The 21095-nt window shown below is 40.4% G+C and carries 16 protein-coding genes and 4 pseudogenes; 11 read left to right on the top strand and 9 right to left on the bottom strand.

Annotated elements, in window-relative coordinates; all coding sequences use genetic code 11:
• Positions 1–14: 14 nt before the first annotated feature.
• From GKR74_RS03750 to GKR74_RS03740, 3 genes and pseudogenes are all read left to right on the top strand, one after another.
• Positions 15–833: pseudogene (locus GKR74_RS03750) on the top strand (heme/hemin ABC transporter substrate-binding protein); the annotation flags it as partial.
• A complete protein-coding gene (locus tag GKR74_RS03745) occupies positions 833–1834 on the top strand; it encodes a FecCD family ABC transporter permease (RefSeq protein WP_154602580.1) in 1002 nt (333 codons plus the stop codon). The pseudogene GKR74_RS03750 and the gene GKR74_RS03745, both read left to right, overlap by 1 nt.
• Positions 1835–1837: 3 nt before the next feature.
• Complete coding sequence (locus tag GKR74_RS03740) at positions 1838–2617, top strand: heme ABC transporter ATP-binding protein (RefSeq protein ID WP_154602579.1); 780 nt, start codon at positions 1838–1840, stop codon at positions 2615–2617.
• 50 nt (positions 2618–2667) lie between these two features.
• Here the strand turns inward: GKR74_RS03740 and GKR74_RS03735 are convergent.
• Positions 2668–3591: pseudogene (locus GKR74_RS03735) on the bottom strand (bestrophin family protein).
• A 494-nt stretch (positions 3592–4085) separates the two neighbouring features.
• Here GKR74_RS03735 and GKR74_RS03730 point away from each other — a divergent pair.
• On the top strand, positions 4086–5027 hold the full coding sequence (locus GKR74_RS03730) for an ATP-grasp fold amidoligase family protein (RefSeq protein ID WP_154602577.1): 942 nt from the start codon (positions 4086–4088) through the stop codon (positions 5025–5027).
• Between the two features lie 84 nt (positions 5028–5111).
• Here GKR74_RS03730 and GKR74_RS03725 read toward each other — a convergent pair.
• Together GKR74_RS03725 and prpR are read right to left on the bottom strand one after the other, a co-directional pair.
• Positions 5112–6251, bottom strand: a pseudogene (locus GKR74_RS03725) (MFS transporter); the annotation flags it as partial.
• 659 nt (positions 6252–6910) lie between these two features.
• Positions 6911–8488 (bottom strand): propionate catabolism operon regulatory protein PrpR, encoded by a 1578-nt coding sequence (gene prpR, locus GKR74_RS03720; RefSeq protein WP_154602707.1) that lies wholly within the window; start codon positions 8486–8488, stop codon positions 6911–6913.
• 291 nt (positions 8489–8779) lie between these two features.
• On the opposite strand from prpR, the gene prpB reads away from it, so the two are divergent.
• From prpB to GKR74_RS03705, 3 genes are all read left to right on the top strand, one after another.
• Positions 8780–9670: a methylisocitrate lyase gene (gene prpB, locus GKR74_RS03715; RefSeq protein WP_154602576.1), complete on the top strand. Its 891-nt coding sequence runs from the start codon at positions 8780–8782 to the stop codon at positions 9668–9670.
• 74 nt (positions 9671–9744) lie between these two features.
• Positions 9745–10899, top strand: a complete 1155-nt coding sequence (prpC, locus tag GKR74_RS03710) for a bifunctional 2-methylcitrate synthase/citrate synthase (RefSeq protein WP_154602575.1) — start codon at positions 9745–9747, stop codon at positions 10897–10899.
• 14 nt (positions 10900–10913) lie between these two features.
• The gene (locus GKR74_RS03705; RefSeq protein WP_154602574.1) at positions 10914–12368 is read left to right on the top strand and encodes a bifunctional 2-methylcitrate dehydratase/aconitate hydratase; all 1455 of its coding nucleotides are present in this window, start codon (positions 10914–10916) and stop codon (positions 12366–12368) included.
• 86 nt (positions 12369–12454) lie between these two features.
• Here GKR74_RS03705 and GKR74_RS03700 read toward each other — a convergent pair whose 3' ends face one another.
• The 5 genes and pseudogenes from GKR74_RS03700 to GKR74_RS03680 all read right to left on the bottom strand — a co-directional run bounded on the left by GKR74_RS03700 (position 12455) and on the right by GKR74_RS03680 (position 16850).
• Positions 12455–12622, bottom strand: a complete 168-nt coding sequence (locus tag GKR74_RS03700) for a hypothetical protein (RefSeq protein WP_154602573.1) — start codon at positions 12620–12622, stop codon at positions 12455–12457.
• Positions 12610–12978: a type II toxin-antitoxin system RelE/ParE family toxin gene (locus GKR74_RS03695; protein ID WP_442959337.1), complete on the bottom strand. Its 369-nt coding sequence runs from the start codon at positions 12976–12978 to the stop codon at positions 12610–12612. The genes GKR74_RS03700 and GKR74_RS03695 overlap by 13 nt, the downstream gene beginning before the upstream one ends.
• A gap of 316 nt (positions 12979–13294) precedes the next feature.
• On the bottom strand, positions 13295–14668 hold the full coding sequence (gene dbpA / locus GKR74_RS03690; RefSeq protein WP_336431293.1) for an ATP-dependent RNA helicase DbpA: 1374 nt from the start codon (positions 14666–14668) through the stop codon (positions 13295–13297).
• A gap of 64 nt (positions 14669–14732) precedes the next feature.
• A complete protein-coding gene (locus GKR74_RS03685) occupies positions 14733–15773 on the bottom strand; it encodes a galactose-1-epimerase (RefSeq protein WP_154602572.1) in 1041 nt (346 codons plus the stop codon).
• A 129-nt stretch (positions 15774–15902) separates the two neighbouring features.
• Positions 15903–16850 (bottom strand): annotated as a pseudogene (locus tag GKR74_RS03680) (cation diffusion facilitator family transporter).
• A 359-nt stretch (positions 16851–17209) separates the two neighbouring features.
• On the opposite strand from GKR74_RS03680, the gene GKR74_RS03675 reads away from it, so the two are divergent.
• On the top strand, positions 17210–17647 hold the full coding sequence (locus GKR74_RS03675; protein WP_154602570.1) for a universal stress protein: 438 nt from the start codon (positions 17210–17212) through the stop codon (positions 17645–17647).
• A gap of 61 nt (positions 17648–17708) precedes the next feature.
• On the opposite strand, the gene eco is transcribed toward GKR74_RS03675, so the two are convergent.
• The gene (eco, locus tag GKR74_RS03670; protein ID WP_154602704.1) at positions 17709–18185 is read right to left on the bottom strand and encodes a serine protease inhibitor ecotin; all 477 of its coding nucleotides are present in this window, start codon (positions 18183–18185) and stop codon (positions 17709–17711) included.
• A 265-nt stretch (positions 18186–18450) separates the two neighbouring features.
• Here eco and GKR74_RS03665 point away from each other — a divergent pair, with 265 nt between their 5' ends.
• The 3 genes from GKR74_RS03665 (at position 18451) to GKR74_RS03655 (ending at position 20974) form a co-directional block, all read left to right on the top strand.
• Positions 18451–18663: a DUF465 domain-containing protein gene (locus GKR74_RS03665; RefSeq protein ID WP_036951125.1), complete on the top strand. Its 213-nt coding sequence runs from the start codon at positions 18451–18453 to the stop codon at positions 18661–18663.
• 249 nt (positions 18664–18912) lie between these two features.
• Positions 18913–19269: a nitrous oxide-stimulated promoter family protein gene (locus GKR74_RS03660; RefSeq protein ID WP_154602703.1), complete on the top strand. Its 357-nt coding sequence runs from the start codon at positions 18913–18915 to the stop codon at positions 19267–19269.
• Between the two features lie 889 nt (positions 19270–20158).
• Positions 20159–20974 carry a helix-turn-helix transcriptional regulator gene (locus GKR74_RS03655; RefSeq protein WP_154602569.1) on the top strand — a complete coding sequence of 272 codons (816 nt, stop codon included), beginning with the start codon at positions 20159–20161 and terminating at the stop codon, positions 20972–20974.
• Positions 20975–21095 lie beyond the last annotated feature (121 nt).

Here is a 21095-nt window from a genome sequence, read left to right as displayed (position 1 = left end):
ACAGGTATTTGACGATGAAACAATGGCTTCTAATGGTAATCACACTGGCAACCTCGTTGGTTGCCCATGGCGCTGACCGCTTAGTGACACTCGGCGGTGATGTAACTGAAATAGTCTATGCGCTTGGCGCACAAGGCAGTCTGGTTGGGCGCGACAGTAGCAGTTTACATCCAGAGCAAGCAACTAAATTGCCCGATGTCGGCTATATGCGAACACTGAATCCAGAAGGCGTACTCTCTTTGCGTCCAACGTTGGTGCTCGCCAGTGAGCTTTCCCAACCTTCAATCGCATTAACCCAAATTGAAAAAAGCGGCGTTAAAGTGATTAAAGTGACCGGAAAACCGAAATTAGAAGCCATTCCTGAAAAAATCACCACCATCGCTAATGCGGTGGGGTTACCCGAGAACGGAAAAAAGTTAGTCGAACAATTTAATACCGAGCTACTTGCCGTTCCAACCAGCCCTTTGAATAAAAAAGTGGTTTTCTTGATGAGTCATGGCGGCGTACAGCCGATGGCTGCAGGGCAACAAACTGCAGCAGATAGCATGATCACCGCAGTGGGCGCACAAAATGCCATGCATAATTTCACCAGTTACCGACCGCTTTCCCAAGAAGGTTTGATTTACAGCCAACCCGACCTCGTTGTCGTGTCTGAACAAGGTGTGAAATCACTCGGTGGTATTGATAAGGTTTGGGAATTACCGGGGTTAGCACTCACTCCGGCAGGAAAAAATCGCGCGATTTTAGTCGTGGATGATACTGGTATGCTGAGCTTCAGCTTAAGTACGCCCAAGGTCATGCAGCAGTTAAGAGAGGCGTTAGAAAAAAGCGAATGAGTCGTTTTAAGCACTCTTTATTTAAAATTCTGATGTTATTGGTGCTACTGGGGGCAGTCACGGTGGCTGCCTCTACCGCTGGCGCAATTAACTTACCTTTAAAAGCGCTTTGGTTTGCACCATCAACCGATCCTGACTGGCAAATTTGGCTCACTATTCGTCTACCAAGAGTGTTACTCGCCATTTTAGTGGGGCTGGCTTTAGCGGTTTCCGGTGCGATGATGCAAGGGCTATTTCGCAATCCTCTCGCCGACCCTAGTTTATTAGGGATCAGTAGCGGAGCTGCATTGTGTGTGGCCGCATTCATCATTTTACCGTTATCCTTACCCACATTAATGCTCAATTACGGTCATCTTGGTGCAGCATTCGTTGGCAGTTTAGCGGTTTCGCTGATCATTTTTAGTCTCAATCGTATGTCTAATGGTAATTTGGCACGGCTGCTATTAGCAGGAATTGCCATTAATGCCCTGTGTATGTCGCTAATTGGGGTACTAAGTTATATGAGTAATGACCAACAATTACGCACATTTAGTTTGTGGATGATGGGGTCATTAGGCAATGTGAATTGGACATCGTTAGCAATTGCCGCCAGCGTGATTATCCCTACGTGCTTACTCTGCTTATGGCAGGGCAATACGCTAAATATTCTACAATTAGGGGATGAAGACGCACACTATTTAGGGATAAATGTTGAGCGTAGTAAGTTTATTTTATTATTCCTAAGCGCTTTATTAATTGGCTGCGCCGTTGCCATGAGTGGTGTGATTGGCTTTATCGGGCTCGTTGTTCCTCACTTAATCCGTATGACATTGGGGCCTGATCATCGTTGGCTTATTCCTGGTTCTGCCATAGTGGGTGCCTGCTTACTCTTAGCTGCCGATACCCTTGCTCGTACTTTAGCGGTTCCCGCAGAAATCCCCGTGGGCTTATTAACGGGTTTGATTGGCGGCCCTTACTTTTTATGGCTCATACTGCGCCAACCTGCAGGAAGGATCTAACGGATGCCCAATTTACTCGACGCTAGAAACCTCAGTTATCGTATTAATAACCGAACATTAATCGACGATATCAGTTTATCTATACAACAAAATCAAATGGTGGTGATCATTGGTCCTAATGGTGCCGGCAAATCCAGTTTATTGAAATTGCTCACAGGCTACACTTCTCCCTCTCAAGGTGAATGCCAGCTAGAAGGTCGCCCACTACCGGAATGGGAGCCTCAAAACCTGGCTAAAAAACGCGCTGTAATGAAACAACATAGTCATTTACAGTTTGCGTTCAGTGTTGAGGATGTTGTGGCAATGGGAAGAACACCTTACGGTTCTGAACATAAGCAGCACGCCATTGATATTGCTATGGAACAAACCCATTGCACCCCACTACGCCATCACGATTATCGCCAATTATCCGGTGGTGAACAGCAGCGTGTTCAACTTGCTCGAGTGTTAGCTCAGTTATGGCAACCAGAGCCAACGCCAGCCTGTTTATTTCTTGATGAGCCCACTTCAGCCCTTGATTTATATCACCAGCAACACAGTTTACGACTTTTGCATCAGCTTACCCGTGAAAGGCCGCTAGGAGTTTGTTGTGTACTGCATGATTTGAACCTCACCGCGCTCTATGCCGATAAAGTGTATCTTATTCATCAAGGGAAATTAGTGGTGGCTGGAACGCCACAAGAAGTGTTAACTACCGAGAATTTGACTCGATGGTATCAAGCTGATTTAGGGGTTCAGCCGCATCCTGAAACGGCAACCCCCCATGTGTATTTACGCCATTAATAAATAGCCGCGGCTTTCATCATGCTATATTTCATAATGAGGGCCGCGACTTAACATCATAATAAATTAAAGTATTTATTAGGCTTAGGTGGTAGTGGTAACTGCTTAGCATCAATCATATCAAGAGCATTGCGTTCAAGCCCCGTACATAACGCATTCAGTGGCAAGCTGTTATCTAATACATCGAATGGGTCTTCCAATTGTTCCGCTAATGCATCCCACGCTAAAAACGTATAGGAAACAAACACGGAAACCAAAGGCGTCATATAATGTAAATCCCCCACCAGTGCAAACGGTAATAATGTACAAAATAAATAGACCGTACGTTGCAGGATCAGCGTATAAGCGAAGGGGATCGGCGTATTCGAAATACGTTCACAGCCGCCTAAGACTTCAGATAACCCGTTCACATCTTTATTGATGGACTGAAACAGAACATCACTGATCAGATTGTTATCTCGTAATGCCCCCACACTCAAACCAATATGCATAAGAATTCGGCTGGTGGGAAAAGGGCTTTTAATGACATCTAAAAAAACATCCCGTGGCAATAAACGATACAAATCGATATTTGGGTTAGTGCGTCTAAGTTCGTGATTTAAGCTCCAACTAAACGCAATCAACAAATTAGCAAATGTGCGATGCGCTTCAGGATCATTCGGTAATAATCCTTTTATGTTTCTTAAAATATTACGTTGATTGGTTAATATTGCGCCCCAAAGCGTTCTTGCTTCAACTAAACGGCTGTAGCAGGCGTTATTACGGAACCCCAAAAAGATAGCTATTGCTATCCCTAATAAGCTAAATGGGGCTATTGTCAGATGTATTCCTAATTGCTCGTACCATTGATAGATTAAAATAGCGACAATGGACATCATAATATTAAGCGATAATCTAAAGGTGATTTTAGACAACACGGAACCGTGCCAGTCGAACAACCTAAAGAACCAGTGTTGATGCGGGCGAATGACCATAAATTAATAATAATTGAAAGGATAGTTATGTGTGATGATTATCACATAAATTATTTCGGCAATCCATATGATGAGCTCATCGATTTACTCATCTTAAGCTAAATAGTTTAGTAAAAAACTATTTTATCTATTCTATCATCTATTTATTATTTTTCGTTTTTTTAAGATTTCAGGTATTGACTCAAATTTATTTATAATTAACTTTACCTAGCCAATACTTGAATTTGAAATACTTATTTAATTTAAAATTAATTAATCAGTAAACTAAACAATTGATATACAGCATACAAACATAATCAATTGATTAATTTTTAGCTATATTTTGATTAAATATCAGTTAACTAGCATTACATTAAATCAAATTCTTAAGGAACTCTTAATATTGGCGATAATATTACCGTTATCATTTAATCATCATTTAAAAAATGATTAATATAATTCCAATTATAAAAAAATTAATAAAACCTTAATTTATTAAGAATGGTTGCTTGTTTATGAAAAAAACAGAATATTTTCTAAAAAAATTCCGTGCGCTAATCATGAGTGACAAAAGTTATCTCACGAATAAATTTATTAAAAAACTAGGGTATTACCCTAACTTTAATGCACCGAAAAGCTTTAATGAAAAAGTGAATTTCCGTATGATCCATGACCGAAATCCACTGCATAGTCAATTCGCCGATAAACTCGCAGTGCGCGACTATGTTACACAAACTATCGGACAAGAACATATCGTTCCTATTCTCGCCACTTATCAACATGTGGATGAAATAGATATTACGAAACTGCCCCAACGCTTTGTATTGAAATGCACCCACGACAGCGGCAGCAGTATTATTTGTACCGATAAATCCCGCTTTGATTTGCAAAAAGCCAAAGACAAATTGTCATTCCATTTACTCAAAAATCTCTATTACATTACTCGCGAGCGCCACTATAAAAATATTCCTGCGCAGATTATTTGCGAGGAATATATCGATTTGTTTGAGCAGAAAAAAAGAAAGCTGGTACCCGAAACCTGTCGTATTCACTGCTTCTCGGGTAAGCCCGCTTACGCAGAAATCGATTATACCGACGAAGATGGCACCGAGTTTATCAACCTTTATGACACGGAATGGCAATTGCAGCCGGTGAGTTTTGGTTATCCTCAAATGCTAGAACCAGTCAGTGAACCAACACAATTTAGAGAAATGCTGAGACTGGCCGAAATTTTAGTGACGCCATTTGATTACTGCCGAGCTGACTTTTTAATGGCAGAAAACAAACTCTATTTTAGTGAACTCACCTTTGCACCCAATGCGGGACGTACCGTGATCAGTCCACTCTCTTGGGACTTTAAACTTGGAGAGCTGTGGGAGCAGAAAATCACAACGCCAAACATGCTTCATTCACACCAACCTGAGCTTGCTCTCGCCAATCTTAATAAGAAAAAATAGCCATAAAAAAACGCGCTACTCATTCAAGATAGCGCGTTTTTTTGTTTTCATTGCCAACGGCGATCTATTTACCAAGCCCTGTCAATTTGCCAATACACTTGCCTTACGACGTAAACTTGCAATCAGCATATAAATAGCCGTCACTAACAGCACAATAAAGAAGAAATTCGTTAACCCGCTATGCTGTTCTAATAAAGTACCCGCCGCGATAGGCCCCATCGCAGAGCCCACGCTATAACTAAATAACATCACTTGGGTCGCTGCCACAATAAATGACGAATCCAAGTTATCGCACGCTAAAGTGATCGCAATCGGATACAAGGCAAATGATGACATTCCTAGTAAAGCTAGTGCCACAATCATCACCACATAGTCTGATGAGATGTAAATCATGCCCATCGCAAAAACACCTAGCAATGACACCATGGCCAATAATAAGGTTTTGCTCATCATTACCGACAGTTTACTGATCACTGGCTGAATTAACATGCCACCCAAAATAATGGATGCCATCAGAACGCCAACTTGATCCGTTGTAAAATTATCTTTCTTCAAAGACAGTGGCATTAACCCATAAATGGTTCCCATCACAATACCGGATACCATACAGCCTATAATGGCGGGCTTACTTAAACGAGTGATCTGCTTAAATGATAATTTTTGATGCAAACCACTTGCCGGTTGCCCTTGGCGTACCAATAAAGGCGGTAAAACTGCCACAAGCAGTAAACCGAGTACCACAATAAAGGGAACGACTCCCTGAGTACCAATCATACCAATAGCGAGCTGCCCGAGTGTCGTTCCCCCATATAATGAGGTCATATAGAAACTCAGTCGTTTTGCGCGCTCTTTTGGGTTATCGCCAATCAATAACCAAGATTCCACCACCACGAAAATCCCTGCTACCGCAATACCCGCAATTAAACGGTTTGGTAGCCAAGCTTCAATCGTCGGTGTCCATGGCAGTAAAACAACCGTTGCTGCCAACATTAATAGGAAACTAATAAAGGAGAGACGGTGACCAATTTTTGCGATCACGGGCTCAATCATCATTGAGCCAATTAATAAACCAATATAGTAGGCACTCGCTAACCAGCCTGCATATTGCGTATCAATGCCAAAGCTACCCATTGATAGCGGGATCAAGCTCATCAGGTAACCTGAAGCAATAGCAAATAACGTTAAGCCTGCAACAGGTACAAAGGTATTGTCGCCTTTACGCATTAACATGGTGGACATTTTCACGTCCTACTCTCCAAAAAATAAGGTAAATATTGTGCGCTGCAGACGTCGATAATCACGGCAAAATTATTCATGAAAATGAATATATTTTAGCGACTAGTGCAGTGATGAAATTAAATAGATGAGGCTAATTTGAGCGCAATATAGATCTTTCAAGACGGGAATGACAATGAGAAAAACTAATGATGACTAGTAAATTTATTTATGTGAGAAAAATCACGTTTTTTTATGCAGTAAAAACCCCTAAAAAATCGCCATAAAAACAATCAAATCATTTATTATCAATGAGATAAACCAATAAAACCAAAACTCCTATCGTTACTTTTTGAAACACAATTCCTTACTCCTATTCCCTCTTTCAAAATATATTTATCACTTTTCTTAAAAAGAAATCTATTCAAAACTAATTTTGCTAATTAATTAGCCTCAAGCTTATCAATATACTTAATTAGTGGTATTCATTATCCAAACACCCATTTTTATAAATTATTATTATCTTGTTTTAATAATTGCCCTCTAACTTCGAGTTGTCTTCTAACTAGTTTTTGCTGTGGCAAGGCGGCAAATGAGCTAATCCCTAGGAGCATACACTAGTATGTGACTAGGGTTAGCGAGTGAAGCCAACACAGCCACAGTGAAAACTAGGACGAAGACAACCGGCGCCATAAAGTTGTACGACTGATACCAAAATACTCCGCCACCGCCTTACGATCCCCATTAAACCTTGCCATCACTTCCTCTAACGTCTCGGTTACTTCCCGAGACTTTGCCGGATTTACTTCTGTTCGCCTTTCTGGTGATAGCATCTTGAGCATGTCTGGGTTGATGCTTTTATCTGCATAGGCACTACAATAGAGCGCAACACGCTCCATTAAGTTACGCAATTCTCTTACATTTCCAGGCCATGAATAGGAGAGAAAAAAGTCTCGACAACTGAGAAGTTGCTGAACTCTAAAGGCTGGAAGCGGAAGCTGTAATCCAGCAAAAGCGAGTTTCAATAATCGCTCTGCCAGCGTGAAAATATCCTCGTTACGCTCTGATAATGCGGGAACTTTCATGCGAAGGACACCTAGGCGATAGAAAAGATCGCCACGGAATCTGCCTTGTGCTACCCATTCATCCAAATCACAATGGGTTGCACAAATAACACGAACGTTAACCTGTAGAGGTCGATACCCCCCAACTCGTACCACGGAACGCTCTTCCAACACACGCAATAACCGAGTTTGTAACGCTATCGGCATCTCACCGATTTCATCGAGAAAAAGAGTTCCGCCATTCGCTAATTCAAACAGCCCTGCACGACCGCCGCGACGCGAACCAGTAAATGCACCTTCTTCATAACCAAACAGTTCAGCTTCCAGTAATGTTTCAGGAATGGCACCACAGTTAACCGCCACAAACGGCATTTGCTGTTTACTGCGTTTTTGCTGATTAAACAAACTGTATTCGTGATGAATAGCTTGTGCCACCATCTCTTTCCCCGTGCCACTTTCACCTTGTATCAACACCGTAGCATCTGAACGGGCATACAACATAATGGTTTGCCTAATTCGCTCCATCGCAGGCGATAAGCCAATCAGGTCATTAATCGTGTGTCTAACTTTTGCTGTATTCTGCTGAGGGTAACGTGATTGTTCAGTTACATGGCGATGGGACATTCTGCTGAGTTCGATAGCATCAGAAAAGGCTTGTCGAATGGTCTGTGTAGAGTAGATAAAAATCCCTGTCATACCCATTTCCTCAGCGAGATCCGTAATTAATCCCGCCCCCACAACAACGTTTACCCCCATGGCTTTTAGTGCTTTTAGTTGTGCTCGAGCATCTTCGGCAGTGACATAACTGCGCTGTTCAATCTGTAATCCAAAACTATGTTGAAACTGCTCTAACGCAGGGATAATTTTTTGATAGCTAATAATGCCGACTTTATGGCTAATTTCCCGAGCCTTCGCCAAGGCCTGCATCACATCAAAGCCGCTAATGTTCACAATAATAACGGGAACCGAGACATGACTTTTTAAATAAGCCCCATTAGAGCCTGCGCTAATAATCGCGTCACAGTGTCCTTTTTTTAAACGGCGACGAACTTCTTCTGCGGCTTGCTCAAAACCGATATTCAGTGGAGTGATGTCTGCTTGTGCACTAAATTCAGGGCTAATATCACGAAATAACGTGTAAAGACGAGACACTGACACCGTCCAAATAATGGGCTTTTCCATTGTTCTTCTCCACTGAGTTTGCTCTGCTTGGGTTTGCTTAGCACTTTGATGTTTCACCTTTGTTTCATGAAACAATACATCGACCCAATGAAACACACCAATCCATTGATTAAAAAATGGCTTTCTTGTCACATAAAAATAAAAATTTTTATCCTATTGATATTTAAGGATTAATAATAATTTCTGTTTTTCCTTCCGTACTGGCACGTCAATTGCTATCTAACTATAGTTAATAAAGTCACATAGTTAGTGAAAGTCATTTACAACTGATTAACCAACTCTGAGGTGTTTATGTCTAGCCGTTCCGCAGGTCAAAAGTTTCGAGATGCCGTTAACAGTGAATCCCCTCTTCAATTGGTCGGCACTATCAATGCAAACCATGCACTTCTAGCTCAACAAGCTGGCTATAAAGCCATTTACTTGTCTGGTGGCGGCGTTGCTGCTGGCTCATTAGGGATCCCCGATTTAGGCATTTCTACGCTGGATGATGTGTTGATTGATATTCGTCGAATTACTGATGTCTGTGATTTGCCGTTAATGGTGGATGCGGATATTGGCTTTGGCCCCTCCGCATTTAACGTAGCCCGTACCGTCAAATCGATGGCGAAAGCAGGTGCTGCTGGGCTGCACTTGGAAGATCAAGTTGGCGCAAAACGTTGTGGTCATCGTCCTAATAAAGAAATTGTGTCGACTCAAGAGATGGTTGACCGAATCAAAGCCGCTGTCGATGCCAGAACAGATGAAAATTTTGTCATTATGGCACGCACTGATGCGCTAGCCGTTGAAGGGCTTGAGGCCGCTTTAGAGCGAGCAAGTGCTTACATCGAGGCGGGTGCCGATATGCTGTTTCCCGAAGCGATTACTGAGTTAGGCATGTATCAGCAATTTACTCAACATACGCAAGTGCCTGTATTAGCTAACTTAACTGAATTTGGTCAAACGCCGCTATTTACTTTGGATGAGCTACGAAGTGTTGGCATCGCCATCGCCCTGTACCCACTTTCTGCTTTTCGCGCTATGAACAAAGCCGCTGAACAGGTGTACACCACCTTACGCCAGCAAGGCACTCAGAAAAATGTCGTGCCACTTATGCAGACTCGTGAAGAGCTCTATAAATCCATTAATTACTATCAGTATGAAGAAAAACTGGATGCGTTATTTTCACAAAATAAAAAACGCTAATTTCTTTCCAATCACTCCATAAACCGTGAATAGAGCAAGTTGTAATCTCCTCTGTCCCCTACAAGGAATCAATGATGAATGAGCAACTTAAGAGTACAGGATTCAAACCTAAAAAATCAGTCGCCTTATCAGGTGTTACCGCAGGCAATACGGCACTTTGTACCGTAGGTCGAAACGGTAATGACCTCCACTATCGGGGCTATGATATCCACGATTTAGCCACTCAATGTGAGTATGAAGAAGTGGCCTATTTACTGATCCACGATAAGCTTCCTAACCGCACAGAGCTGGCGGCGTACAAAGAAAAACTTAAGCCTTTAAGAGGCTTGCCGACGAATGTGAAACAAACCTTAGAATCCATCCCTGCGAATACTCACCCGATGGATGTCATTCGTACTGGAGTTTCAATGATGGGTTGCGTGTTGCCAGAAAAAGATCTGCATACCGTCGCTGGCGCTAAAGATATTGCCGACCGATTACTCGCCTCTCTGGGTTCCATTTTGCTGTATTGGTACCACTTTAGTCACCATGGTCGCCGCATTGAAACCATGACTGACGATAACTCCATTGGCGCCCATTTTTTGCATCTGTTACACGGTAAAAAACCGCCAGCTCAGTGGGAAAAATTCATGCATATCGCCTCTATTTTATATGCAGAACATGAGTTTAACGCCTCAACATTTGCCGCTCGCGTGATTGCCGGAACAGGTACTGACTTCTACTCCGCAATTACCGGTGCCATTGCGGCATTAAGGGGACCAAAACATGGCGGTGCCAATGAAGTTTCATTAGAAATTCAGCAGCGTTATGCCTCTATCGAGGAAGCTGAACAAGATATCGTGGCTCGAGTTAAAAACTCAGAAGTCATTATCGGCTTTGGCCACCCTGTTTACACCTTGGCGGATCCTCGCCATCCCATCATTAAATCCGTTGCTCTACAGCTTTCAGAGCAAAGTATGAATCGGCATTTGTACACCATTGCCGATCATATTGAATCGGTCATGAAGAGTGAGAAAGGCATGTTTCCTAACCTCGATTGGTTCTCTGCTGTGGTTTATCACTTAATGGGCATTCCGACTGCAATGTACACCCCATTATTTGCTATCGCGCGGATTGCCGGCTGGTCAGCGCATGTGATTGAACAACGCCAAGATAATAAAATTATTCGCCCTTCAGCAAACTACACGGGCCCAGAAAATAAGCTTTTTGTTCCCATAGAACAGCGCTAATTAAGGTAAAAATAATGACCACGCAAACTCAAACGGCTCCACATGTTCAATTTGATAAAGTGATGACGGATATTGTCGATTATGTTATTGATTTTCCCATCACTTCAACGTTGGCATACGATACTGCCTATTATTGTTTACTGGATACCCTAGGCTGTGGCATGGAATCCCTTGAATATCCAGCTTGCAAAAAGCTATTAGGCCCTATAGTCCCAGGTACACACGTCCCAAATGGCACCAAAGTTCCCGGAACACAATTTCAATTAGACCCAGTCCAAGCGGCATTTAATATTGGAACCTTATGCCGCTGGTTAGATTTCAACGACACTTGGCTAGCCGCGGAATGGGGACATCCCTCTGATAACCTCGGTGGTATTTTAGCCACTGCCGATTGGCTTTCCCGTGAAAATCTCGCTAAGGGCAAAAAACCGTTAGTGATCCGTGATGTCCTCACCGCCATGATCAAAGCTCATGAAATTCAAGGTTGTATCGCCCTCGAAAACGCATTTAATAAAGTTGGTCTTGACCATGTCATTCTGGTCAAAGTGGCCTCAACCGCCGTCGTTGCTCAAATGCTAGGACTCTCCCGTGAGCAAATTCTCAATGCGGTTTCTCTTGCATGGGTTGATGGTCATAGCTTGCGTACCTATCGACACACGCCAAACACTGGCTCCCGTAAATCATGGGCAGCAGGTGATGCCACCTCTCGTGCAGTTCGCTTGGCGCTTATGGCACAAAAAGGTGAAATGGGCTATCCAACCGCATTAACCGCAAAAACATGGGGTTTTTACGACTCCCTGTTCCGTGGTCAGCCATTTAAATTCCAGCGACCTTACGGCTCTTATGTGATGGAAAATGTGTTGTTCAAAATTTCTTTCCCAGCAGAGTTTCACGCTCAAACCGCGGTTGAAGCTGCTTTACAATTGCATGAACAACTTAGTTCAATGGGAAAAACCTCTGACGATATCGAGTCTATTTCAATTCGTACCCACGAAGCTTGCGTGCGCATTATTGATAAACAAGGCCCATTACAGAACCCGGCAGACCGCGATCATTGCATTCAATATATGGTAGCAATCCCGCTTATTTTTGGTCGCCTCACCGCCTCTGACTATGAGGACAGTGTCGCTCAAGATAGCCGAATTGATGCGCTGCGAGCCAAGATGCAGTGTCACGAAGACTCTACATTTACACAGGACTACCATGACCCTGAAAAACGCTCTATCACCAATGGGCTCACTATCACATTAAAAGATGGGCAAATTTTGGACGAAGTGGTTATTGAATATCCCGTTGGTCATAAACGTCGTCGCCAAGAAGGTATGCCGCTGTTGCTTAAGAAATTCAGAACCAACTTAGCGCGTCAGTTCCCTGAAACTCAGCAGTTGCGAATTTTAGCTGCTGCACTGGATAAACCATTATTTGAAAATATGCCTGTTAATGAGTTTCTCGATTTATGGGTGATTTAGTTTTGTTATTTTTTTGATTTACAGACAGTCAAAGGCTCCACGCTATCGAATACCGTTGACTGTCTGTTCATCACAAATAGCACGGTTTATGGCATTTGTGGCACAAGTGAAGAAATATCATCTTGTCCCGTGGCAATATTTTCCGCTGGTACTAATGACGCCATCACTTCTTCCCTTAACTTCGCCACCTCTTCATCAATTTCTTGACGCATTTCTGGTGAACATTTTTCTAATAACTCGCTTAACGTACCCATAATCCCTCCGGTTTCACTAAGTGGGATGCATATTCTGCATCTGCTGATTTAATCAACTTGATATAAAACTGATTTTCATCACAACCTTTTTTATTACCTGCACATAACACAATTCCACAACTTCTTGGATCAAACGCAAAACAGACTCGAATGGGTACCCCCGAAACTTGGATCCTGAGTTCTTTCATATGAATAAATTTAGAAAGTTTTAATCTATCTGCATAAGGACGCCCTAAATGAGGCCCATATTCAGAAAGAATCAAAAGCATCGAAAGTACCTTCTTTTTTACTTGATAGTTTTGAATTTCTAACCAATCGTCAAACAAAATCCTCGTTCTTATCGTCCATGTCAACAAAACAAATCTCCTTACTTTAAGAAAAAAACTCAACCCTCTGGTTATTAAGAAAAACTCATTTTCTAAAAAAATAAAAATCAAATAACCGATTAAATGCAGGACATGGCTGTTATAACCAAAAAATTAAGTAGATTAAATAAAAAAAGAAACTCGATAAAATGAATGGAAGGCGCTTCGCAGAAATCGTAGTAAGAATAAAACAGACGAAATAATATCAAAGTAAATTATTAAGTTTTATTTTCTTATTTTGATTGTAATAGGGATAAAAAAGCCCCAGTTTGCTCAACTAGGGCTTCAAAAATGTCAGTCTAGGAATTTACTTTAGCAATCTCGCTCTCACTGATTTGCCTTTGATTTTACCTTGCTGTAATTGCTTCCACGCTTTGTTCGCCACTGATTTTTTAATAGCGACATAAGCATGCATGGGGTGAATCGCGATTTTACCAATATCATCCCCTTCTAGACCAACCTCTCCGGTTAATGCACCCAAAATATCCCCAGGACGAATTTTCGCTTTTTTACCACCATCTAGGCATAAGGTCGCCCATTGGGCTTCTAATGGTGTAATGCGCAATCCTGTTGGCTCTGGCAGCCAATTTAACTTCATGTTAAGCATCTCTTCGAGCACATTTGCGCGTTGAGCTTCTTCTGGTGAACATAGGCTTATCGCTAAACCGCTTTGTCCTGCACGAGCTGTACGACCAATTCGGTGCACATGCACTTCAGGATCCCAAGACAACTCAAAGTTAATCACCATTTCCAGTGCTTTAATATCTAAACCTCGAGACGCCACATCCGTCGCTACTAAGACTCGGCTACTACCATTCGCAAATTGAACTAAGGTTTGATCACGATCGCGCTGTTCCATATCACCATGCAATACTAGGACACTTTGATGGCTGTCCATTAAAGCATCATAGACAGCCTGACAATCCTTTTTCGTATTACAGAACACGACACAAGAAGCCGGTTGTTCACGGCTTAGCAGCTTTTGCAGTAAGTCAATTTTGTCATGTCGAGACACTTCATAAAACTGCTGTTCCACATCAGGTAATTCATTAACAGAATTGATTTCAATGGTTTGTGGATTATTTTGGATGCGTCGGCTAATTGCTGCAATGCTATCCGGCCATGTTGCTGAGAATAAAAGTGTTTGTCTATCTTCTGGCGCGAAAGAGATTACTGCGTCAATATCATCCGCAAAACCCATATCTAACATACGGTCGGCTTCATCAAGTACCAGTGTCTGTAAATGATCTAACCGCACCGTTTCTTTATGTAAATGGTCAAGCAAACGCCCTGGTGTTGCCACCAAAATATGCGCTGCATGCACTAACGAATCGCGCTGAACACTAAAAGGTACACCGCCACATAAAGTTAAAATTTTGAGATTAGGAATATAACGCGCTAAACGGCGTAATTCATTTGCGACTTGATCCGCTAATTCTCTTGTTGGACATAAAACGAGGGATTGGGTATTAAAGTTTTTTGCATCAATACGTTGTAATAGCCCTAGGCCAAAAGCAACCGTTTTCCCACTCCCCGTCTTAGCTTGGGCTCGCACATCTTTGCCTGCAAGGATAGCGGGTAATGCCGCTTCTTGAATTGGGGTCATGGTTAAAAAACCCAATTCATTGAGATTGGAGAGTTGCTCCGCAGGAAGCGCATTTAGTTCAGCAAATGAAGTCACAGTTAACATTCCGAATAAAATAAAAGAGATCATTACGAGGGATCATAGCCCCCCGTACATGATACTAAAAAATAAATTGATAGCGAGTTTGGCTGGTATAAATATGATTAGCTTTGGCAATAATAGGGTTTTTACCATCTGATTCTGTATGCCCTAAACCATCAAATGGGTATTGTGGAGCCAACACTATCCCAGAAAATGGCGTATAGGTTTTGCTTTTACCTAAAACAGAGATTAAATGGTTCCCCGTATACAAATGGATAGCAGGTGACGTACTCACTATATTCATTTGCACATCACCATTGGGAGAGCCCAGTGTCGCCACAATTTGTCGCCCATCGACCACTGACTCATCAAACACAAAAGTATGGTCGTATCCACCTACCGCTTGCTGCTCTTCATCTTGTAAAAAATCATAGCCAACACGTTTCTTTTGCCTAAAGTCGAAATAAGTGTCAGTGACTTCTCGCCATTCTCCCGTTGGGAGCCCTTCACTATCCTGTGGCAAGAAATATGCTGCCTGCATTTGGAGGTCATGCTCAAATGCAGTGCGATCCGACTGTTCACCCGCAAGATTAAAATAGGTGTAATTAGTCAAGTTAACAGGGCAATCTTGGTTACATTGATATCGGTAGTTAATGAGCACTTGGTTATCGTCAGTGAGCTCATAATGCACTTCAACTTTTAACTCCCCCGGAAAACCTTGGTCACCATCAGAAGAGACAAGGGTAAAAATCGCTTGCTGCTGATCAGGCTGAGCGATTGACCACACTCGATAACTGAAGTTATCACGCCCACCATGCAAGCAATGTGCGCCTTGATTATGCGCAAGTTGATATTTACGACCTTCAAGGTCAAAAGTGGAGTTTGCAATGCGATTTGCGACTCGCCCTACCGTTGCACCAAAATAAACTCGCTGTTCCATTTGAGCGGCCATATTAGGTGAACCTAAAATGATATCGCGTTTACCACTCGCCAACGGCAATATACAGCTCACCCAGCTGGCGCCTAAACTACTCAAAATAATTTTCATTCCCTGTTTATTTGTGAGTGCAACGACCTTCGGTGTGCGTAGAGTATGACGTTGTTGCTTGGTAAACTGCATTTTTCCCTAATATTCCTTATATTTCCGCTTATCGTGTAACCAACATAATTTAACAATAATAAAACGAATTCTCGATTACGTAAAAAGAAAAAAGCTGAGCGCATAATACGTCAGCTTTTTCAAAAATGCTTAATACTTAAATAGGAATCAATGCAAACAATCTTTATCGTAAGGGTCTAAGTGGGTCATAACATCCAGTATTTGTGGATTTTTCATTAACTGTTTCCGTACGTTCACTGCAATATCATGCCCTTCTAGAATTGTCATTTGGCCATCTAATTCTAAGTGGACATCTACAAGGAAAAAGTCACCAGATTTGCGTGTTTTCAAATCATGGAATCCTTTAACTCCCGAAATACCTCGAAGAACATCGCTCATTTGTTCGAGCGTTTCTTCATCTGCTCCTTTATCCATTAAATCTTGCATAGACTGATAAGTGAATTTGAATCCCATACGGAAAACGAATGTCCCCACAATTAAAGCGGCAATGGGGTCAAGAATACGGATACCACATAAACTCCCAATAATCCCGATAGCGACCACTAATGAAGAAGCAGCATCAGAACGTGCATGCCAAGCATTCGCCACTAACATACTCGAATTCACTTTATTTGCCACATGCAGCATGTAGCGGAATAAGCCTTCTTTCGCAACCAGAGCCGTTAATGCAGCAACTAATGCAATCGTATGAACTTCGGGGATTAAATCTGGGTTAATCATTTTTTCGACCGCAGACCAGCCCATACCGACACCAACGATCAACAAAATAATCCCTAAAATAAGGGAAGCCCCGTTTTCATAACGAAAATGGCCATATGGGTGGTCAGCATCAGGTTTTTTATGACTTTTTTTATTCGCAATAAGGACAACAAAGTCTGCAATTAAATCCGAAAGTGTATGAATACCATCAGCAATTAAGCCTGATGAGTGGGAAAATATACCGACAATAATTTGCCAAATAGACAACAGCGTATTCACCGCCACACTGATCAATGTACTTTTTTTTGCGGCTTTAAATTTCTCTTGTTGTAGTTCGAATTCATTTTTCCCGGAAGTTGGGATTTCATGTTTATGCATAGTTTATTTTCTTAATGAAAAGCAAAACAATTATCATTTAAATATATTGTATTTTCAATAACTTAATTAAGTATGGTGATACTCTCATATTATTTGTTAAATGTCCCATAATAAATTGTAAATAATTGATTACATTGATTGAGAATGATTATTCTTTATTTTTCTATCTCTAATCAGATAAAAGCCACAAATAGAAGGTATTCATGACTAACCTAGTCTCTATTATAGATAGAGTGTAGATTTATCTTTATTAGATAGCCATGCTCCTATGAATCCAATATCACAAAATCATAAGTGTAATATGACTTATAAAATGATAGGTATATAATCAAATTAAAATAACAAATGAAGAGGTGGCTATGTATAAGAAAATATTGGTTCCTATTGATCTGTTAGAAGATGATTTAAATTCAAACATCATCAAACATGTGGAATATTTGGCAACATTGGGTAAGCCTGAGATTCACTTTTTCTCGGTGATCCCGAGTGTAGAACTATTTTTTGGTATTGAAGTCGCTATTTTACCTGAAAGCCATAAAAATTCGGCTGAGCGTGCAACACTCGCGATGCGGGCATTAGAAGAAGTGATCAAAGAGACTAAAATTCCAAGTTCTCAAATTACATGTCAAGTAAGCATTGGTTCAGCAAAAGACGAAATTTTAGACTATGCTAAAACTATTAATGCCGACCTGATTGTCGTCGGTTCTCATCATCCAAGCACATCCACCTATTTATTAGGTTCGACAGCATCCGCCATTGTGCGTCATGCACAAACATCCGTGTTTGTCGTTCGTTAATCTAAAGCTTACAAAATAAAAAATGCCGCATCATAGAAAACTGACGCGGCATTTTAATGCATTATTTCATAGTAGAGTTCATTAATTTATCGTCTGTCGACCAGATACGATATTTCACTTCCATATCTTTTGGTGCATAAACAACAATTGGGAGTTTGCTGTTATAACGAACAAATGCTTCATCACCTAACTGAGTGGTAATAAACCGATCTTTTGCAGGCTCGCTACAAGCCATCATTGTTGAGGCAGGTCCTTTGACTTCGTCTAATTTGTAGTAGTTATATCCCCAACCCTCTAAGGTTTTTTCTTCTAAGTCACCCATAAACCATTGGCGGTTACAATCCGCTTTGATTGTTTTACCGATAACCAGCTCAACCATGTAGTCATATTCATTTTGCTGAGTATCAAGCTGGATCACATGACGAGTCATACCTGATTCTGCTTTCGGGTATGGCGCGATCTTTCCTAAATCTTCAGTCGCCATTGCACAAGAAGACACTGCCACCGCAGCCATTACAGACAAAATCGCTTTTTTCATCATAAAATTCCTATTGGTAAAAAAATAACAACATTAAAAACTAGGGTTTAATACATAGTAGGTCAATTCAACCACTTTAATCACTATAGATGATTCTTAATTACAAAAATATAGATAACTCATTAATCCTTTAGTGATAATACTTAATATTAGTATAAGGATCATAAAATTAATAAAAATTATGTAAATCCCCCCCTTCAATATGTACATAAAACAATCAATGGTTATACTGATAGTGAGGCTTAATTCATTCTGAGGAGGTAGTATGTTATCTGCTGATCAAGATTTAGTTTCACAATTAATCTCCACACATCCCCGCTTTCAATCTCTCTATGAGAAGCATCACCAGTTAGATAAAGAAATTAGCAAGCTTGAAGGTCCTTCCGGTGCCGGCTATAACGAACAGGTTGCCAAACTTAAAAAAGAAAAACTGCATCTAAAAGATGAAATGCAGAGAATAATGCAAACCAGTCGATAAGGTGCCTTTAAACTACAGCTAATCTTACTTTATCAAGTACATTGGAGCCTTAGCTTCAGTGTATTAAGCTCCAATAAAGATAGCGGTTATACAACTGGCGATAATACAGTGTTAATGGCATAAGAAATTTCTCTTATGCCATTTTTGCTATTACTGGAGGTAAAAATGCTTTTATATTGATTTAATCGCCTATGAATAGTTACCTTAAAGATATATATTAAATGTATCTTTAATTGTGAGGAAACGATGATGGTGGGTAAAAGAATATCTCGGGAAATCGTAACGATAGAGAAAATGATAAAAATCTATGAAAAGGCACACCCTGCTCCTGAAGACGCCCCTGAACATTACCAAACACTTTTTTCCTATGCGATTAAACGCCTAAAAAAATGCCGCTATGGTGAAGAAAAACCAGCTTGCAAACAGTGTCCTATACACTGCTACCAACCGAAGCAACGAGAGCAAATGAAAGTGATTATGCGTTGGGCCGGCCCCAAAATGCTCTATTGCCATCCCATCTTAGCAATTCGTCATCTCATCGATGATAAAAAGCCAGTCCCTGAATTACCACCAAGGCAACGCATAACATCTAATAGAGGTAAATAACTCTAAGTGCAAAATATTTTACCAAGCCAATAGAAGAGTGATCCTGTAGAAACTAAATCCCCCCATGTAAATGTTAAATATATTTAACCACTACTTATTCGTCTAAATCTTCGGTTTATTTTTACTATTCTATTGGTTTTTTATCACTTTTTAAAACATCACAGATCCGATATTCAGTTTCTGACAAATAAAGTCTATTTACTTAAACACATCATCAATATTCCCCTCTCTAAAAATGACGTTCTTATAAAAATTAGTAACCAATAAAAATTAATAACCAAAAACCATATTTATAAAAAAGCCAAAATCAATAACTCAAACCTATACATGTTAAAAATGAGATTTAAATCTCAATATTTGACTTAAATTGAGCTTTTTAATGAAAATATTAAATCTTATTAATTTAAATTATTAATTGATAATGAGACTAACGATAAAAATCATTAGAAAAATTCATTATTGATACTTTTAACGAATGTATCCCAAATAATTTACATCGCTATTATTTATGATAAAACACAAATAATGACTACTTACCTTTAAAAGTCAAAAAAACATCAAAAAAGCGTAAAAAAACATAAAATATTTAAATCCATAGAATTGAATAAAGTTAGAATTTAAAACTATAGTTACCCGTAACCATCAGAATAAACGAATAGAACACTAAATGAGTTACTCGAAATAACCGATGAATATATGCGAATAAATCGTAAAAACCATATTTCGAAACATTTATTAATACTTTAATTTACGATATGACATATAAAAAAACAGCTCATATAATTTTAATCATCAAAGTTATAGTGATTTTTTATATCAATAGAAGTTAAAAAGTTGACATTTAATTTCGACTATTACTTAAAGAGCTAATTTTAATAAAGGTGCTACCATGAACAGCAAATTAAGTCATCAGGTGATAAAAAAAGTTCGCATAGATAAAAATAACCCACATGCGATACTCGATTTAACCTCTAAAGGTCTTATCATCATAGAAAAAGGGGCGATTTTATTAGAAACCCCTGCGGCAAATCAAAGCCTGCATGAAGGTGATATTCTCTATCACAAACAGGGATCATACTCGTTTAAAACAGAGAGTAATGCATTAGACGGCGAATTCTTATGGATCTCATTGGATGATAAGTTTTTACGCGAGTACTTATCTCACTATGGTTCTCAATTAAGTGAGATCGAGCGCACTGAAAGCGCTGCAAAAGACATCATTAAATTTACAACAAACCCATTAATTAATGAGTTAAAAAATAGTTTAGAGTCATTTATTCAAACTCAGTACCCGGAAATGATTCTTAAATTAAGGATTAATGAGCTACTCTTGTTATTATCCTACAGTGAGCAAGGCGCAACCCTATTGTCCAATTTACGACAACTCAGTAATCGCCAAGCTGAGCGTTTGCAGACCTTCATGGAAAATAATTATTTAAAAGAGTGGAAGTTAAATGAGTTTGCCAGAACGTTTGGCATGGGCTTAACAACATTCAAAGAGCTATTTCATACTGTTTATGCGACATCACCACGTTCTTGGATCAGTGAGAAGCGCATCATGTATGCACATCAATTATTGATAAATACGTCGATGAGTATCGTGGAAGTTTCTATGGAAGCTGGCTTTTCAAGTCAGTCTTACTTTACTCAAAGCTATCATAGACGCTTTGGTTATACCCCCAGTAGGTCGCGCAAAGCCGCCTAATACCTTCCTCACGTTATATGCCCTGTCAGTATAGGATTGATGTCTTAGCTACACTGACAGAAAGGCAACCCCACATACCGTTGGAAATAAAAAAAGAGCCTACTATTTAAGTAAGCCCTTC

The organism is Providencia sp. wls1914 (assembly GCF_009706645.1).
GTDB lineage: Bacteria > Pseudomonadota > Gammaproteobacteria > Enterobacterales > Enterobacteriaceae > Providencia > Providencia zhijiangensis.
The sequence above is the reverse complement of the archived record's forward strand: the minus strand, read 5'-3'. Positions and strand labels throughout refer to the sequence as shown.

Excerpts from the sequence above, each read along its gene's own strand:
- GKR74_RS03675 (WP_154602570.1), top strand. The coding sequence starts at position 17,210 with ATGTATAAGAAAATATTGGTTCCTATTGATCTGTTAGAAGATGATTTA.
- GKR74_RS03700 (WP_154602573.1), bottom strand. The coding sequence starts at position 12,622 with ATGGGTACGTTAAGCGAGTTATTAGAAAAATGTTCACCAGAAATGCGT.
- GKR74_RS03660 (WP_154602703.1), top strand. The coding sequence starts at position 18,913 with ATGGTGGGTAAAAGAATATCTCGGGAAATCGTAACGATAGAGAAAATG.
- GKR74_RS03745 (WP_154602580.1), top strand. The coding sequence starts at position 833 with ATGAGTCGTTTTAAGCACTCTTTATTTAAAATTCTGATGTTATTGGTG.
- GKR74_RS03655 (WP_154602569.1), top strand. The coding sequence starts at position 20,159 with ATGAACAGCAAATTAAGTCATCAGGTGATAAAAAAAGTTCGCATAGAT.
- prpR (WP_154602707.1), bottom strand. The coding sequence starts at position 8,488 with ATGGAAAAGCCCATTATTTGGACGGTGTCAGTGTCTCGTCTTTACACG.
- GKR74_RS03665 (WP_036951125.1), top strand. The coding sequence starts at position 18,451 with ATGTTATCTGCTGATCAAGATTTAGTTTCACAATTAATCTCCACACAT.
- GKR74_RS03730 (WP_154602577.1), top strand. The coding sequence starts at position 4,086 with ATGAAAAAAACAGAATATTTTCTAAAAAAATTCCGTGCGCTAATCATG.
- GKR74_RS03705 (WP_154602574.1), top strand. The coding sequence starts at position 10,914 with ATGACCACGCAAACTCAAACGGCTCCACATGTTCAATTTGATAAAGTG.
- GKR74_RS03740 (WP_154602579.1), top strand. The coding sequence starts at position 1,838 with ATGCCCAATTTACTCGACGCTAGAAACCTCAGTTATCGTATTAATAAC.
- prpC (WP_154602575.1), top strand. The coding sequence starts at position 9,745 with ATGAATGAGCAACTTAAGAGTACAGGATTCAAACCTAAAAAATCAGTC.
- GKR74_RS03685 (WP_154602572.1), bottom strand. The coding sequence starts at position 15,773 with ATGCAGTTTACCAAGCAACAACGTCATACTCTACGCACACCGAAGGTC.
- prpB (WP_154602576.1), top strand. The coding sequence starts at position 8,780 with ATGTCTAGCCGTTCCGCAGGTCAAAAGTTTCGAGATGCCGTTAACAGT.
- eco (WP_154602704.1), bottom strand. The coding sequence starts at position 18,185 with ATGAAAAAAGCGATTTTGTCTGTAATGGCTGCGGTGGCAGTGTCTTCT.